General features: G+C 37.1%; 13 protein-coding genes. 8 read left to right on the plus strand and 5 right to left on the minus strand.

The annotated features are described in order from the left end of the window. Positions 1 to 579 precede the first annotated feature (579 nt). The 3 genes from JIV24_RS17380 to JIV24_RS17390 all read right to left on the minus strand — a co-directional run bounded on the left by JIV24_RS17380 (position 580) and on the right by JIV24_RS17390 (position 3,052). Entirely contained in the window at positions 580 to 1,458 is an 879-nt protein-coding gene (locus tag JIV24_RS17380; RefSeq protein WP_200466345.1) for a DUF5777 family beta-barrel protein, read from the minus strand. A gap of 27 nt (positions 1,459 to 1,485) precedes the next feature. Beyond that, positions 1,486 to 1,854, minus strand: a complete 369-nt coding sequence (locus tag JIV24_RS17385; protein ID WP_200466346.1) for a hypothetical protein — start codon at positions 1,852 to 1,854, stop codon at positions 1,486 to 1,488. A gap of 88 nt (positions 1,855 to 1,942) precedes the next feature. Continuing rightward, positions 1,943 to 3,052 carry a hypothetical protein gene (locus JIV24_RS17390; protein ID WP_200466347.1) on the minus strand — a complete coding sequence of 370 codons (1,110 nt, stop codon included), beginning with the start codon at positions 3,050 to 3,052 and terminating at the stop codon, positions 1,943 to 1,945. 311 nt (positions 3,053 to 3,363) lie between these two features. Here JIV24_RS17390 and JIV24_RS17395 point away from each other — a divergent pair, with 311 nt between their 5' ends. Further along, positions 3,364 to 4,101 (plus strand): Crp/Fnr family transcriptional regulator, encoded by a 738-nt coding sequence (locus JIV24_RS17395; RefSeq protein WP_200466348.1) that lies wholly within the window; start codon positions 3,364 to 3,366, stop codon positions 4,099 to 4,101. Positions 4,102 to 4,343: 242 nt separating this feature from the next. Continuing rightward, positions 4,344 to 4,910 (plus strand): hypothetical protein, encoded by a 567-nt coding sequence (locus JIV24_RS17400; protein ID WP_200466349.1) that lies wholly within the window; start codon positions 4,344 to 4,346, stop codon positions 4,908 to 4,910. A 448-nt stretch (positions 4,911 to 5,358) separates the two neighbouring features. Here the strand turns inward: JIV24_RS17400 and JIV24_RS17405 are convergent, their stop codons facing one another. Further along, a complete protein-coding gene (locus tag JIV24_RS17405) occupies positions 5,359 to 7,731 on the minus strand; it encodes a DUF5686 and carboxypeptidase-like regulatory domain-containing protein (RefSeq protein ID WP_200466350.1) in 2,373 nt (790 codons plus the stop codon). A 102-nt stretch (positions 7,732 to 7,833) separates the two neighbouring features. Beyond that, positions 7,834 to 8,724, minus strand: coding sequence for a pseudouridine synthase (locus JIV24_RS17410; RefSeq protein ID WP_200466351.1), 891 nt, complete (start codon positions 8,722 to 8,724; stop codon positions 7,834 to 7,836). A gap of 278 nt (positions 8,725 to 9,002) precedes the next feature. Between JIV24_RS17410 and glmM the strand changes: the two genes are divergently transcribed. The 6 genes from glmM to dnaK all read left to right on the plus strand — a co-directional run bounded on the left by glmM (position 9,003) and on the right by dnaK (position 18,037). Continuing rightward, a complete protein-coding gene (gene glmM / locus JIV24_RS17415) occupies positions 9,003 to 10,385 on the plus strand; it encodes a phosphoglucosamine mutase (RefSeq protein WP_200466352.1) in 1,383 nt (460 codons plus the stop codon). Positions 10,386 to 10,488: 103 nt separating this feature from the next. Then, positions 10,489 to 11,787 (plus strand): efflux RND transporter periplasmic adaptor subunit, encoded by a 1,299-nt coding sequence (locus JIV24_RS17420; RefSeq protein ID WP_200466353.1) that lies wholly within the window; start codon positions 10,489 to 10,491, stop codon positions 11,785 to 11,787. A 10-nt stretch (positions 11,788 to 11,797) separates the two neighbouring features. Continuing rightward, positions 11,798 to 13,177 carry an ABC transporter permease gene (locus JIV24_RS17425; RefSeq protein WP_200466354.1) on the plus strand — a complete coding sequence of 460 codons (1,380 nt, stop codon included), beginning with the start codon at positions 11,798 to 11,800 and terminating at the stop codon, positions 13,175 to 13,177. Between the two features lie 3 nt (positions 13,178 to 13,180). Further along, positions 13,181 to 14,683 (plus strand): TolC family protein, encoded by a 1,503-nt coding sequence (locus JIV24_RS17430; RefSeq protein WP_200466355.1) that lies wholly within the window; start codon positions 13,181 to 13,183, stop codon positions 14,681 to 14,683. A 1-nt stretch (position 14,684) separates the two neighbouring features. Continuing rightward, a complete protein-coding gene (locus JIV24_RS17435) occupies positions 14,685 to 15,929 on the plus strand; it encodes an efflux RND transporter periplasmic adaptor subunit (RefSeq protein WP_200466356.1) in 1,245 nt (414 codons plus the stop codon). Positions 15,930 to 16,120: 191 nt separating this feature from the next. Continuing rightward, positions 16,121 to 18,037, plus strand: a complete 1,917-nt coding sequence (gene dnaK, locus JIV24_RS17440) for a molecular chaperone DnaK (protein WP_200466357.1) — start codon at positions 16,121 to 16,123, stop codon at positions 18,035 to 18,037. The last annotated feature ends 94 nt before the right edge of the window (positions 18,038 to 18,131 follow it).

Here is an 18,131-nt window from a genome sequence, read left to right on the forward strand (position 1 = left end):
CCTTTTTATTGAAAATATGGATACAAAACTTCAAAGTTTTATCATAACAAACTATACGTCATTGCGGAGGCCTATACTTTGGGGTTGTAATTTCTTGTGATAAAACTGATAAATGACATTAAGAAACAACAACTATTTCCCTTGAGCATGTAGAAAAAAAAGGTTCTGTATGGATTAGAGTGGGTGAATTTAAAAGCTCCCCAATGGCCTTGGCTGGTAAACCATAAAACAAGGTTGTTTATGACGATTTTAAAATCGTTTTTGTTTGAGCGAAGCGAGTTTAACGATTTCGTCATACAACCGTAGTTTTATGAGCGAAAGCAGGCATAGCCGAAGATTTTTTTGCTTGCGTTTTTTCATCTTTGAAAAAATGAAGTCGGGGTCTGTGGGGTGGAAAACCCCAGTAGGACAAATAAGACAATATTACAAATCATATAGACCCAAAAAAATTGCTCTATTGTATTCTATTCTTTAAAATGATATTACGAGTGGTAGACTTTCTGAAAAAAAGCTTCTCATCTACTCTTAAGAAACAAATGAGAAGCTTTAAAAAAGTTCATAGCATACTAGGCATTATCATTAATAATTCCACAAGCGGGTAATATTAAATCCAAAACGTATGCTCTTTCTATCAAATTCACCCTGACTATACATGTATAACTCCTGATTTAAAATACCTGAACTGTTGGTTACAAAAAACTGAAACGAATGAGAGCCTGTAAAAATCTCATAACCTATCGACAAATGCATCTTGGGATGATCGGTAAACGATGTATACTGTGCGATACTCTGAATTTTCAACGGAATACCTCCTTCAAATGTAATTGAAGATAAAGGGCTCACCTTAATACGACCTCCAAAACCAATACCAATCTTATCATTATCAAGTAAACTATCGACCGCATTATAATGAGTAAAATTAACACTAGCTTGCAACGAAATAGCATCATTGATTTTACGCCCCAGTATCACTTCTGAGAAGTATGAAAGACGATCAGTAAATTCATAATTCTTACCAAAAACCGACTCTTCTCTTGCATCAAGAGCAGCATTTCCATACAAACTAATACTAACAGGCATCGAGTTATTGTCTGTCTGTTCAAACAAAGTATACTTTGCCTGAAAATCCTGATATTGCTTCTGAGCACTTGTACCAAAACCTATGTTAAGGTTTTTCATTGGGGTATAATTAAGACCTAAACGAATATTTGCACCCGGCGACATTATACCAAATACATCACTTATGCCATTTTCAACACTACCAAAACGGTGGCTAATGACCATCTCTAATGTATTGGGGTCTTGCGTTACACTGGTTTGATGATTAATCAGTACTCCTGAATCCCAGGGAGCAAAAACAGGGTTGCTTTTTGCCCCATCTTCATCCTGAGCATACAACGGACTAAATACAATCGCGAAAAGTACTAACAACAATATTTCTATAATCTGTTTATTCATAATCTCTATGTTTGTATTAATTAACGATTAATTATTCGCCGCCCCTTCTTCTATCCACTTCAATATCCACGCCAACTCTTCGGCAGTAAGCGCCTTGCTACCTCCTGGGTGTCCGCTGGCTCCTTTCACATATATAATACTTTCCTCTGGATTCTCTGTATCAACATACCCCCCTCCCATCAGACTATTGTAGGCATTTCCGGTTGTAAGAATTGGACTTCGTGATGCATGGCACGAAGTACATTTAGGTTGAAAAATAGGTTCAACATCATTGGTAAAACTCACTGGTTCTCCTGTATCTGGTATTTCTACTATAATAGGTTCAATGTATTTATAATCGCACGACAATGCACCTATCAATATTAATCCAAATATTAAAACTAGTATACTTCTCATGTTCTGATATATTATTTATTTAATTAAAGGAAAGCTGCTTAATTAAAGAACCAAGCAGCTTTCCCATAAAATATTCAATTAACTATTTCTATAACCCCATAGTCGCTTCAGCTTCTGCCAATAATGCTTTCACATAAACAGGATTGTGAGCACTATTACTTCTATCATCAAGAACAATCTTAAAGTTCCAGAATGCCTGGAATTGCTCACGAGTAATTGATGCATACATAGGATGCCACGAACCATCAGTTTCATCATAGTGAACAGCATGTATTGCCTCTAATGCTTCACCTAAAGCCTGCACTCGAGCAGCAATCGCATCCATAGCAGCCGTAGGTGCACCACTTGTGTGACATCCTGTACAATTTTCATGTTCTGGAATAAAACTATGTCCACTGGCTGGACCCATATGGCACATTACACAACCATCAGCGTGAGCACCAAATACATCCCCGGATTCAGCAGTATAGCCACCTGTTCCAACAAATGTATTAGCTTGAGCTCCATAATGAGGACCAGCATGTGAACTGCTGATATATACATGTGTAGTAGGAACGTCAAACACCACAGTGAGCGTACCGTCACCATTATCAGTTACTGAACCATTAGGTCCAACAGCAGCATTCAAATAAAGTGTAGCATCCTCACCTGAAAATGTTCTTGTATATGACGCTGCTTCTGTAACTGAGTCATAGTAACTTCCATTTCTTCTTGACTGGTGACAATTTATACAAGTATTATTATTGCCTTCATCAACAACAGTAGTCCCATCTGCAATTAAAGTAACAGGAGCACCTAATCTGAAGGCATAATCTGCTGTTTCAAACTGTTCGTGCAAACCATGACATGTTTTACAATCCCACGCACTTGGCTTGCTAATATTTGCAGCAACTGTTCCGGTTGCAGCAAATTCGGTAAAACCTTCATGCGAATGGCAACGTGCACAAGATGAACGCCCACCGGCATAATCAACTGCATTTGCACCGGCCTTGTGGGCAGAACTGTTAAACTGAAAGCGTACTGTTTCTTGAAGTTCACTGGTATGACATTCCAAGCAGGTTACATTCCCATCTACACCATCTTTTCCATCGCTACCATCTTGTCCAGCAGGCCCCATAGGTCCTTCTTTGGTACAGCTGGAAACAACAACAGCAAATGCCATCATTGCAAGCCAGATAAATTGTTTTAGTTTTTTCATAATTCTTGAACTTAATTGTAATAAAAGCGTTTTATTATTCATTATAGATATAACAATTTTACATATTTCCTTCTTAACCATCACGATGTAACTTACACATCAAAAGATTGATATAAATCAATAGAAATTACATATGCGACTAATAATCTGGACATTAGTGTTTACTATTTTATTAATGAAGTCTATCGTTATTTAAATTCAATCCAACTAAGATTAATACCTACACCCTGTATACCTGAACATTACACCGTCACTACACGATACAAACACATACCCTAAAACGTTAGAAGCTTTGTTTATATCACATATTCATGCTATTTTTAGTTTTCCACACATCTCAAAAAAACCAAATGAGTATAACAAGAGATATTTCGAACGATTGCAGTTTATGCCATGTAAAATTCAATGGTTTTGAAACGCTAAACGAAGATGAACTAAATGCGTTCAAGGAATCTCATTGCAAGGTCGTTTACCAAAAAGGTGAAACTATAACAAAGGAAGGTACCAGATGTAATAATATCATTTGCATAAAAAAGGGATATGCCAAACTTTTTATCAAAGGATTAGAAAAGAAAAATATCATTATAAAAGTTCTTAAAGAGGGTGATTTTATTGTTAGTCCAGGGCTATTCACAGACGACCTTAATCATTTCTCAGTTAGCGCCATAACGGAGGTTGACACCTGCTTGATTAGTATTGAGGCCTTTACTTCAGCCTTTCGCAACAACAATCGTTTTGCAGAACAAATCCTTCAGCTTAATCATCATATTACACAAGATTTGTATAATCAATTAATAAATTTTTCACATAAAAAAATGACTGGTAGAATTGCTAGTACCATCATTTATTTGTCTGAAAAAATATACAACTCCAAAAATTTCCACACCACATTAAGCCGTCAAGATATAGCTGATTTATCAAGCGTTTCAAAGGAAAGCCTAATCCGTGTATTAAAAGATTTTAAGGAAAGTAACATCATTGCAATTAACGGAAACCACATTGAAATAAACTCATCAAAAACCTTACATGACATATGTCGGGTAGGTTAACGGGCCTTTTTAACAATCTCAAAAATCACCTCACATATTCTAGCATCTGGGTGGCATTGGCCTTGGCATGTGTATACAAGCTTGTATCTTTTACCACTAATGATACCAGTTTCAATAATTTCTTAGTGTGTTTTGGAATTGGCTTTATTGGGTATAATTATATTTATTGGTCAGTATACTTTATATCATCGAGTAATTTACAATACGAACGCTACTTATGGATGAGAAAAAACAAAGTAACAATGCTCATAGTTACTGGCCTAATAAGCTTTGCAACTATTACTTTTATTATACATAGCCAACTCTACCTTAATCTAAAGTTTATAATCTTTGCTCTACTTTCCCTGTTCTATATTCTCCCAATAAAAAAAGAATTTGGCTTAAGATGGATCCCCTCGATTAAAATTTTCATCATTTGTACTTCTTGGACACTATTGTGCCTGTCGCTTATTGACCCACCACTTGATCACCCATTTACACCACTTATAATTTGGTTATTTATTTTTGCCATTACCTTGCCTTTTGACATAAGGGATTTATACTCTGATCGTTTAAATTTAAAAACAATACCACAAGTGATTGGCACAAAATCATCGATAAAACTTGCGCAGTTATGCCTCCTTCTATCAGTTATAGCATACACTATCATCAAGCCTAATACTTTAATCGCATCCACCATATTTGCCCTTGCTGGAATGACAGCACTCGAAAAAGTTAAGAGAAACAAAACCCAAGCATATATCAACTTTTACATTGAAGGCTTGCCAATTTTATGGTTCATACTTATTTATGTTTCAAATATGATTTAAAATCAATATTGTCCTAATTATTTTTTCGCTAAAGCCGCGATGGCTCCAACTTTTTTAGTTCCCTATTTTTTAGTTTTATTTGGAGTTCATGATTTACGTTGCACTCCAATTCTACAGTCAAAAAAGTTGGCAAAAAGTCCGTCGGCTGCACCCATTTAGTTCACTATTGTGTTAGCTTTTATCTGAGTTCATGATTTCCGCTTTGCTCCAATTCTCACAAAAAACTAGGTTTCATGACTGAAATTGTTTTAAACTCGACTTTTTTCGTTCCTACAAAAGCCTCAAACAGAAAACAATTTTTAATCGTCAAATTGCGCAGCTCTTCATGAAGACCATAAAGAACAAACAAAACTGAATAATTCAATCCTGTTTTTTGGTTCACTGGCTGAGGCCGAGATAATACAAGACGTACAGCATATTTCACAAAAAAGTTTAGGGCGCTATTGATTTAAAATACAAACTCCAAACCTAACTTAAAAGCCCAATTATCCATAGACTCAGGTAAGTGATAAGCTCCATAACGGTAATGTACCGATAATCCATATTGGAAAATAAAGTTAGAGAATAGGTTCTTTAAATAAATACCAGACTCATAATAGCCTTTATCAAAAGTTGATACGCCATTAGGTGCATTACCCAATGCTATATTAGTACTTAATACAATTTCAGGCTTAATGCGGTTGTCAGTATTCAGCGACAAGGGTATTCCATGAGAAAAATACAGAGCAGCAAACTCACTGGCAGCAAACTCATTCATGCGCATAGTTCCGAAAGTATATGGTACCAGCAAGGTAAATGACTTATAACTCCCAAGAGTACTATAAAGGAGGGTACTCGGATAATCTCCTGACATATAACCACCCTCCAAACGAACAGTGGTATACATTGAGTTAGCATAATTAAACTGCTTGTGAATGCGCGATTCTATCCGACTATAGCCTAGTGTTTCATCGTCTTTCCATTGTCCTTTTGAGGCATTAAACCAAACTGTTGGCCAACTGGTTCCTTTTGAAATCAAACCCAAAGGAGAGCTTATAAACATCTCCTTATTAGCCCATCTTAGCTTAATTCCTGCTTCTTGCATCGAAAAGCCATTAGCTACGATATCAGATTCCATAAACTTATACGCTACCTGAGGGGCAATATCCTGATTTACATAAAAAACACCCGCCTTAAAAAATTTCAAAAAGCGAAAGTCAACACCAGTTGCCCAGCCCTGACTTAAATCCATTGTTTCGGTTAAAAAACGACTAAAGCGCTCGCTAGATAGGTTTTTAACACCATCCATAAATTCATATGTACCAGTAGCATAAACATCATCTTTATACTCCAAATATATTCGACTATCTTTTTTTGCAAAAGGAGTCACCGATAATTTAGCACCATATTTACTCGCTTTATCACCAAAACCATAAGTATAATAACCGCCTGTTGTAAAATTCTCTGATAGCGAAGGACTGGTATAAATTCCTGCTCCAAGCTTAAGTCCTTCATAGTCGTTATAATCAATTAATTTAGACAAATCGAGTTGTAACTTACCCATTGGCAAATATCCTTTTACAAATGACATTTGCGTTTTAATCAATGCATCTAAATGGTTTTTACGCCCGATACTATCAAGAATATGGTAGGTCAAAGAATCGCGAGCTGTAAGTGGTTCGTATCGAAATGCTGAAATTTCCTGAGATGATTTGGTCGACGAAATATCTTCCATTATCACATTATCGAACTCTTTAGCAGATATGTCAGGACTCGTATTGATAGCTGTTACGTAACTTTTGCCAGTTCCTACCATTGGAAACGGCAATCGCCTTGCGGCACCTATACCGCCAAACTGCAAACTACTTTCCAATTGTTTAGGAAACCATAGGCCATTGGATATTGCTTGATACTTTTGTCTGACAAATAATCTCATTCCGTTTTCGGTACCAGCCGTTGTAGCCGAAACTGTTCTAATAGCTTTTGATTTGCCATCAATATGAAAAGCACCTGTCAGTCCCCTAAAATTTTTATCTTTTTTAGGTCGATAAGAAATATAGTAAATAGAATCTCCGTCAGAACTACCATAGGTATCTTCTAAAACAAAATGATAAGTCGATAATCCAGGTTTTGATGCCGGATTTAAATACGAAAAACCTAACAACTTAATGTATTGCTCATAAAACGAGAATGGCTGCAACATAGCCGGAAAAGAAGCCAATATTGGATCTTTCAATCCACTTACACGGCCAGATATAACTTTTTCCTTACCCACCCCTTTCTTCCAATGTTTCTTTTCTGAAACCGACTCGAATAAGAACAGATAACTATCATTATTCACTCCCAACGAATCTTTAATTTCTCTTATTTCTTCTTCATTTAATCCATTGGGCCACTCAAAGTCCAAAGTCATTTTATGGTAAAGGATACAGCTATACGGATTATAGTTTTCAGGGTTATGTTGGTCCTTTTTATCCACAACCTGGCGCATAACTATTAACGCCGGATTTTCGACTGGAAGCACATCAACTGTGGGTAGACTATATTCCTGTGGTTTAAGTAAAATCTTGTTTTTACCATCCAAGTCATTTACAAGATATATTTGTGGCTCATAGCCCAGGCAACTAACTGAAAGTTGAGTTACTTTCACATTCGTTCTAATCTCGAATTTACCATCAATATCGGTAACAGTACCTGCCCCTTGACTATATACAATATTGGCAAAAGCAATTGGCTCCTTATTTTGAGCATCAATAACCTGCCCTTTATATGTTTTTAACTGGGCCGATACTTCAAATATTAAGAAGACCAACAAAGTAAAAAGGAAAAAACATTTTCTCATCTGCTTTTAGCTTAAGTCTGATTATTCATCGAATTTATAAAACAGTTATGGAAATAAAAAAATATCCCCTGTCATTCAATCATAACAGGGGATATAAATAGTTTATTTTAGCATACCGGCTTTTAACCTTGTCACTTCCTTATCTGACAAATATCGCCATTTGCCTCTTGGCACTCCTTTTTTTGTTAATCCGGCAAAGTAAACTCTATCGAGCTTCATAACCTTATAACCAAGATGTTCAAACATACGACGTACAATACGATTGCGTCCTGAATGAATTTCAATACCAACTTGTGTTTTATCATCCTTCTCAACAAAACTTATGGCATCGGCGTGAATTGGACCATCCTCCAGAGTAATACCTTGTGCTAGCTGATCAATATGATTAGCAAAAACAGGCTTATCGGTGAATACATGATAAATCTTTTTAGCATTGTATTTAGGGTGAGTTAACATTTTTGTCAGCTCTCCATCATTGGTCAACATTAACAATCCGGTTGTTTGCTTGTCTAATCTTCCAACAGGATAGATTCGCTGCTCACAAGCATCTTCAACTAAATCCATAACGGTTCTCTTGGCATGCTTATCCTCTACTGTTGTAACATAATCCTTAGGTTTATTAAGAAGGACGTACACTTTCTCTTCCGGATTAAGGCGCTTGCCCTGATACCTGACATCATCACTTAGCCCAACACTTACCCCTAACTCCTTTACAACTTTACCGTTTACAGTAATCTCCCCTTTTTCTATTAGTTTATCTGCATCACGTCGGCTACAAACACCGGCATTGGCGATGTATTTATTGAGGCGCATCTTATCTTTAACGACCGGCTCATTTTTATCGCCATCGTCTTTTTTAATGGTTTTACGGCGCGACAAATTAGGTGCCTTTTCTTCAATTCCTTTCTTTTTAAATGACTTCGCTTCGTCATCCTGAGGTCTTGATTTACCGAATTGTTTTTTACTGCCTCTTTTATTGAATTCTCTATTCATCCTGATCAAATTACTTCATTCACTAACAGACTATTGTAAGTGCTGTTAAATAATTATGCAAAGGTGATAAAAAAGCATTAATAAAAGCGAGCTTTCAACTAAAAATAAATCACTTATCAACAAGCCTTATCCTGATTATTAAGGAGCATCATTTTCGAAACCTTACGAAAGACCTCAATCGACTACTACATTTACATTAAAATGTTTCGTAAGAATCTATTGGCTTTTTAAAAAATATGAACCAATTTTGCACATTCATATTAAAAACCATTGATGTTATGACATTAATAAAATCCATTTCAGGAATCAGAGGCACAATCGGAGGCCGCGCGGGTGAAGGACTTTCGCCGCTTGATGTAGTTAAATTTTCATCAGCCTATGGCCAGTGGGCTAAAAACCGTCATCAGGGCCGACTTAAGGTTGTAGTGGGGCGCGACGCACGTATCTCGGGTGAAATGGTCAACAACCTGGTAATAGGAAGCCTTATGGGCTTAGGTATTGATGTTGTTAACATTGGCTTGGCAACAACGCCTACAACTGAGCTGGCTGTTACAAATGAAAACGCTCATGGAGGAATTATTCTTACTGCCAGCCACAACCCTAAGCAGTGGAATGCCTTAAAATTATTGAATGAAAAAGGTGAGTTTTTAACAGCATCTGATGGTGCTGAAGTACTTAAAATAGCTGAAGACGAAAGTTTTGTTTTTGCTGATGTAGATGATTTAGGTCAAGTAAGTAAAAATAACACCTACAATGAATATCATGTTCAGCATGTACTGGATTTAAAAATGGTTGATGTTGAAGCCATCAGAAAGGCAAATTTCACTGTGGCAATCGATTGCGTCAATAGTGTTGGTGGCCTTGCTATTCCTCCATTATTAAAAGCTTTGGGTGTTAATAATACCATCGAACTATATTGTGAACCAAACGGACAGTTTCCACATAACCCAGAACCATTACCTGAAAACCTGACTGAAATATCGGCTGTCATTAAAGATAAAAAGGCAGACATAGGTTTTGTTGTTGATCCTGATGTTGATCGTCTGGCCATTGTTAATGAAGATGGTTCTATGTTTGGTGAAGAATACACCTTGGTGGCTGTAGCTGATTATTTGTTGCAAAATAAGAAAGGTAATACGGTTTCAAACCTTTCATCGTCGCGAGCATTGGCCGATGTAACACGTGACCTTGGTGGCGAATACCAACCAGCTGCAGTTGGCGAAGTTAATGTGGTGGCTAAGATGAAAGAAACAAATGCGGTTATTGGTGGTGAAGGAAACGGCGGAATCATCTACCCTGAAAGCCATTATGGACGCGATGCCTTGGTTGGAATTGGTTTATTCCTAACTCATTTGGCTAAAAAAGGCATTAAGTGTTCAGAACTAAGAGCGCAATATCCAGAGTATCACATCTCAAAAAATAAAATTGAATTAACGCCTGAAATAGATGTCGATGGTATCCTAAAAAGCATCGAAGAGAAATACCAAAAGGAAAACATAAATACCATTGATGGTTTAAAAATTGATTTCCCTGATAAATGGGTTCAACTACGAAAATCAAATACTGAACCTATTATTCGTATTTATGCCGAAGGTAAATCAATGGAGGCTGCTGATGAGTTGGCACAAACAATTATTAATGACATAAAATCATTAATATAATATTAGATATTAACAAACTTTAACAAAAAGCCCGTCAATAAACGGGCTTTTTTTGCGTTGATTTATATAATATCGTAGCCTTAAACCCAGATTCTGCATTAGTATGGATAAAAAATACCTGATTTCATTAAGCATAATTGCCTTAATAATAACAACAGCTGTTTTATTTCCTAAAAACAACTCATCCGAAACATATCTTACCACAAAAGTACGACGTGGAAATTTTATTTCTGAAGTATATTCAACAGGTCAATTACAAACTGAAAATTCTGAGCTAATTGTTCTTCCCGAAGAAATGTCTAGTCGAAGCGTCAACTTATATGAAATTAAAGTATCAGAACTAATTGAGGAAGGTACGGTTGTCGACTCTGGTGATTATGTTGCCACTCTTGATTATGCTGCAGTTGAAGAAATACTTCTTAAAGCCAACGATGAGCTAACCACTGCATTGAATGATTATGAAGATGCTAAAATTGATACCAACCTAAATCTTAGCACACTGCGTGATGAACTATTAAATGCGCAGGTTGATCTGGAAGAAAAAAGACTAATTCTTGAACAGTCAGTTTACGAATCTCCGGCTGTAAAACGCCAAGCTAATTTAAATGTCGAACGTGCAGTTCGTGACCTTGACCAAAAAAACAGGAACTATAGCTTAAAGCAGAAACAAGATGAAAACAAAGTTTATCGTGCCTGGGAAAAAGTTAAAAGCAGACAAAATAAAGTTGACGACATTGATAAATTATTTAATAAACTAGAAGTCAAAGCTCCCAAACCAGGCTTAGTTATCTACAGCCACGATCGCTTCGGTAAGAAAGTTAAAGCAGGCTCTGTAATAAGTAGGTGGTATCCTCAAATTGCCGAACTACCCGATCTTAGCTCCATGATATCAAAAACTTTCATCAACGAAATAGATATTTCAAAAATAAAAGTGGGTCAGCAAGTGAAAATTGGTATTGATGCTTTTCCTGAAAAATTGTTTGATGGAGAAGTCATTACCGTCGCCAATATCGGTCAGGTTATTCCGAATACTGATAGTAAAGTCTTTGAAGTTTCTATTAAAATTGATGGTATAGATAAAGATTTACGCCCAGCGATGACTACCAGCAATATCATTACTACAGCGAACATTGACGAAACGCTATTTGCTCCTCTTGAAACGGTTTTTAGAAACGATTCGCTAAACTTTGTATTTATTAAAAAAGGTAGCAAAATTAAAAAACAGATTGTTCAACTTGGTATATCAAACGAAAATAACACTCAATTCACAGAGGGAGTCACAGAGGGAGACCTGCTTATTATGAACCAACCTGCCAATGCTGATAAGATTCCATATGATGGTATAGAAATCTATGAAAGGGTAAAGCTAGCCGAGATCGATTCAACATCTACTATTAAATAACAGTATCGGCATGAAAAAAACACCTGTATACATATATATGCGCTATGCGCACAATGTCGGCATTGCTGTTGAAGCCATATTGTCCAATAAGGTTAAATCGATGCTAACAGCTCTTGGAATTATGTTTGGAGTTGCTGCAGTTATCAGCATGTTAGCAATCGGAAAAGGTGCTCAACAAGAAGTACTGGAGCAAATTAAGCTCGTTGGTGTCAACAACATTATAGTCACACCTGTTGTTCAATCATTTAATGACAACAGTAACGGAGACAGTGAAAATAATCAGTCAAAGAAATATTCCAGAGGCCTGCACAGAATGGATGCGCAAGCGATATTGGAAACAATTCCTTCTGTTCAGCGGGTAAGTCCGGTTGTTTCAATTAACTACCATGCTGTAAAAATGGGCAAGAGCTATCCTGTCACACTCGAGGGTGTATCGCCAGATTATTTTGAGATGCTTAATATCAATTTAGATATGGGCAAACAGTTTAGTGAACAGCAAACTGATAATGGAATGCCGGTTTGTGTAATAGGCAATAATATACGTAATCGATTCTTTAATCAGGAAAATCCCCTTGGGCAATACATCAAATGCGGGCAAGTATGGTTGAAGGTGATTGGCACCATTAGCAAACGTGATTTTACCACATCAGCATCTGATGAAATGGGCATAAGCACTAGTGATAATAAGATAATTATCCCGGTTAAAACCATGTTAATGAGATTTAAAGATCGTGGCTCCATCAATCCTGAATTGATGAATAACATGGCTCGCGGAGGCTCCATGTTTTTCATGGGTGGCAGTAATGATGATGAGGAGTCGTCTAATCAAAAGGAAACCTCCACCAACCAGCTCGATAAAATCATTATTCAGGTTGAAAATACTGAGCAACTTTCAGCTACGGCCGAAGTCATTAAACGTCTGATATTAAGACGACATTCAAATGTGTATGATTTTGAAGTGACAGTACCCGAACTCTTACTAAAACAGCAACAGAAAACGAACGAAATTTTCAACATCGTCCTTGGAGCTATTGCCGGCATCTCACTTATCGTGGGAGGCATTGGCATCATGAACATTATGCTGGCATCCGTTTGGGAACGTATCCGTGAAATAGGAACCCGCCAGGCGATTGGTGCATCACGTAAAGACATTATCGCTCAATTTTTAGCAGAATCCACACTTATCAGTATCACAGGCGGATTAATCGGTATTATAATAGGTGTAGTTCTGGCGAATCTAATCCATTTAATGGCAGATATTAAAACAATTATTTCATTCTATTCAGTTTTTATCGCGTTTGGTGTATCAGCCACTGTTGGTATTATATTCGGCTATATACCTGCTAAAAGAGCAGCCAGCCAGGATCCTGTAGAATCATTAAGACATTAAAATATGCGACAATTTATTATAAGCTTAATGCTCGTTTCATGGTGCTTTCAACCAAAGGCACAAAATCTAGTTACCCCTCCAAATAAAACCATTCAACTTACCTTAAGTGAAACTATTCAATTAGCTACATTACAATCCATAACAAGCTTTCGAAACAAAAACGAATACTTGAGTAAATACTGGCGTTTTAGAAATTACAAAGCTAAACAATTGCCGAGATTAAGGCTCAATACGACACCTATTAACTATAGTCGGGGCGCTTATGCCAATGACAATAATGTATTTGAATATAGAGAAACAATTAATAGCAATGCAAACATATCTTTAAACCAAAGGATTATACCAACAGGTACTACAGTAAGAGTAATCTCAAGTCTTTCCGGACTACAGAATATTAATAGAGATGATTCCGGCATCAACAGATCTACAACCCTTTCATCTAAACCTATTAGTGTGAGCATAGAACAACCTTTAAATGGTTATAATGCCTTTAAGTGGGATTCTAAACTAGAACCATTAGAATACAAAAAAGCTAAAAGAACATTTATTTCAGATACCGAATTACTATCAAAAAGAGCGGTACAGTATTTTTTCAATACGGTTGGAGCTCATATTGATGTGGCTATTGCAGAAACAAATCTGGCTAATGCCGATACCTTATATAATATAGGTAAAGGACGCTTCCAAATTGGCACAGTCACTCAAGATGAATTACTGGACCTCGAACTCACCTATCTGAATGCCAAAATTGCTAAAACAAGAGCGACTGTAGAGCTTCAACGTTCCAGAAACCTGCTTAACTCGTTTTTAGGTTTTGAGAAAGATGTTATCATAACTCCACTAATTCCGGACAAAATTCCATCGCTGAAAGTAAAAACGATTCGAGCACTTGAATTAGCCAAAGAAAACAATCCTGAAATATTGGAACTCGAAAGGCAAGTCATAAATGCCAATAAAAACCTGGCATTTAAAAAATCAAACAGTGGTATCAGTGCTAATTTGCTTGCCAATATTGGTATAACAAAACAGTCTGAAGAAATAAAAGAGGTTTACCAATCACCCTTTGACGAAGGCCGTGGGGTAAGCATCCGATTAAGTGCTCCTATCTTGGATTGGGGTGAAAGAAAAGGAGATATATTAATGGCCAAATCAGATAAGCAAGTAACAGAAGCCAAAGTTAAACAAGCATTAATTGACTTTGAACAAGAAGTCATTATGGAAGTTTTACAATTTAACCTTCAGGAAGACCAGGTGAACATCTCCGCTAAAGCAGACACCGTAGCACTATTGGGCTACGATGTGACCAAGCAACGCTTTATGATTGATAAAGTAGATGTTATCAAATTGAATGCTGCTCGTAACTCTCAAAACAGTGCCCGTCGTCGTTACATAAATTCCTTATCGGAATTCTGGCAACGATACTATACTCTTCGTCAGATCACCCTTTTCGATTTTGAACGAAACGAGACTTTAATTAAATCACTCGATTACCTTCTTGAAAACTAATATGAATAAAAAAATAGCTATAGTAGTGGCATGTATCAGCATTTTGATAATTGTCATAATCTGGCAACCATGGAAGCAAGAATCCGGTTCTAATAAAAAAGCAATAGTCAAAAGAGGACTTATTGAAACCACGGTTGAAACAACAGGTGAGCTTAAAGCTGAGAAGGCTGTTGACATTACCATTCCCCGAATTGCATTAAACCGCATGATTGATATTTGGGAATTAAAAATATTAAGTCTCGTTGAAGAAGGTAAAATCGTCAAAAAGGGTGACGAAGTTGCAAAATTAGATCCAACAGAAGTTGAAGAAAGACTACGTTCCACAACCGACGAACTGAACCAATACCAAACACATTTAGAAGATGCTAAAATTGATTCTAGTCTAACACTTTCGGCACAACGAGAAACAATTCAGAAAAAAGTTGATCAATTAAACGACGCAAAAATTAGTGTTGAACAATCAACATACGAATCAAGTGCTGTTCAGCGTCAATCACAAATTGAATTAGAAAAATCTGAACGTGCTCTGGCAAAAGCTCATCGCGACTTAATTACAAAAACCATCAGGCACAAAACAAAAATTAGCCGAAACGAGCGATCAGTAAAATACTACTCAGAAAAGAAAAAACTACTTGAACTACTCAGAAAAGAGCTGAAAATTAAATCACCTTCAAATGGCATGGTGATATATGGCAGCTCTTATGGGAGAAAAGTAAAAGTTGGTTCACGTGTCAGCCGATGGCGCCCACAGATTGCAACCCTTCCCGACTTAAATTCAATAATTTCCGAAATGTTTGTCAAAGAAATAGATATTGCTAAAATAAAAGTTGGTCAAACAGTTAAAATTTCGATTGACGCCTTCCCTAAAAAAATTTTTAACGGACAAATTAGTTCCATTGCAAATATCGGTCAAGAAATACCAGGTGAGTTTCAGAATGGTTTTAAGGTAAATGTCACATTAGATGAATATAAAGAAGAATTATTACCGAGAATGACATCGTCTAACACAATAATTACTAACAGCATTGAAGATGTATTATACGTAGACAAAAAAGCTGTCTTTTCTGCCGACAGCATCAACTTTGTGCTTATGAATAATGGATGGAGCCTTGTCAGAAAAGAGGTAAGCATTGCTCTTGAGACAGAGGAACATTTTCAAATAATTGAGGGTTTAAATGAAAATGATGAAGTCCTTCTTAATTTACCAGACAATGCTGACGAAATTGAACTCATACAGCTAAACTGACATCTTAAGGTCTCCACATAACCTAAGCTTGTCAATCTGTCATTTTAACTGACACAAAATTCTTTTATTTCTCCATCGCCCTGTCATTATTGCGCAAAAAATAATGCTTTTGGTATTGGCACACCATTTGATTAATAGCTTCCCGTTGAAATAAAATAATTAAAAGAATAACAATATAATATTACATAACAATGGGAAAAATTATTGGTATCGACTTAGGAACAACCAACTCATGCGTTTCAGTAATGGAAGGAAACGAGCCGGTTGTGATTCCAAACAGTGAAGGAAAAAGAACAACGCCATCTATCGTGGCATTTGTTGAAGGTGGAGAGCGTAAAGTAGGTGATCCTGCTAAGCGTCAGGCAATCACTAACCCACAAAAAACGATTTATTCTATTAAACGTTTTATGGGTTCAATGTATGATGAAATTCCTAACGAAGTAACTCGTGTACCATACGAAGTTGTAAAAGGTGACAATAATACGCCTCGTGTAAAAATTGACGATCGTCAGTACTCTGCACAGGAAATTTCAGCCATGACACTTCAGAAAATGAAGAAAACTGCTGAAGACTATTTAGGTCAGGAAGTAACTGAGGCAGTAGTAACTGTGCCAGCATACTTTAACGATGCGCAGCGTCAGGCTACTAAAGAGGCTGGTGAAATTGCGGGTCTTAAAGTGAGCCGTATCATCAATGAGCCTACAGCTGCATCATTAGCTTACGGTTTAGATAAGATGGACCGCGACATGAAGGTTGCTGTATTTGACCTTGGTGGTGGTACTTTCGATATTTCAGTATTAGAATTAGGTGATGGTGTATTCGAAGTAAAATCGACTAATGGTGATACTCACCTTGGTGGTGATGACTTTGATGATGCAATCATTAACTGGTTAGCTGATGAGTTCATCAAAGATGAGAACATCGACCTACGTAAAGATCCAATGGCTCTTCAACGTCTGAAAGATGCTGCTGAGAAAGCAAAGATTGAATTATCTTCATCGACAAGCACTGAAATCAACTTGCCATATATTATGCCGGTTGACGGTATTCCAAAGCACTTGGTTCGTTCATTGTCACGTGCACAGTTCGAGCAAATTGCTGATCGCTTAATTCAGCGCACATTAGAGCCTTGTAAAGTGGCTCTTAACGATGCTGGTTTAACGCCATCTGATATCGACGAAGTAATTTTAGTGGGTGGTTCTACACGTATTCCTGCTATCCAGAAAATCGTTGAAGACTTCTTCGGCAAAGCGCCTTCAAAAGGGGTTAACCCTGATGAAGTAGTAGCTGTAGGTGCTGCTATCCAGGGCGGTGTATTAACTGGTGAAGTAAAAGACGTTCTTCTATTAGATGTTACGCCTCTTTCATTGGGTATCGAAACAATGGGTAGTGTAATGACGAAATTAATTGAAGCGAATACCACAATCCCAACTAAGAAGTCTGAAACATTTACAACTGCTGTAGATAACCAGCCTTCTGTTGAGATTCACGTATTGCAAGGTGAGCGCTCAATGGCTAAGGATAACAAAACCATTGGTCGTTTCCACTTAGACGGAATTCCACCAGCACCACGTGCAACACCACAGATTGAGGTAACATTTGATATTGATGCCAACGGTATCCTTCATGTAACTGCAAAAGATAAAGCAACAAATAAAGAGCAGAGCATCCGTATCGAAGCTTCTTCTGGCTTATCTGATGATGAAATCAAGCGCATGAAAGATGAAGCAGAAGCAAATGCTGAAGCTGACAAGGCAGAAAAAGAAAAGATTGATAAGTTGAATGGTGCTGACAGCTTGATTTTCCAAACTGAAAAGCAACTAAAAGAGTTTGGTGACAAATTACCAGCTGACAAAAAGCAACCAATCGAAGCTGCTCTTGAGAAGCTTAAAGAAGCACACAAAGCACAAGACATTGCTGCTATTGATGCTGCTACTGAAGAGTTGAACACTGTATTCCAGGCTGCATCTCAAGAGATGTACAACGCCAGCCAACAGGCAGGTGGTCAGCCAGGACCTGATGCAGGTGCACAACCTGGACCAGACGCTGGTGCTCAGCAAGGTAAAGATGACGAAGTGACTGATGTTGACTTTGAAGAAGTGAAGTAAGGAACTATTATCAACAATAGACAACAATAAGCAAATCCCGGTAAAACACTGTTTTACCGGGATTTTTGTTTCATTTGATTCAAAATTATATTGG

Origin of the sequence: Carboxylicivirga marina, assembly GCF_016612505.1 — a bacterium.
GTDB lineage: Bacteria > Bacteroidota > Bacteroidia > Bacteroidales > Marinilabiliaceae > Carboxylicivirga > Carboxylicivirga marina.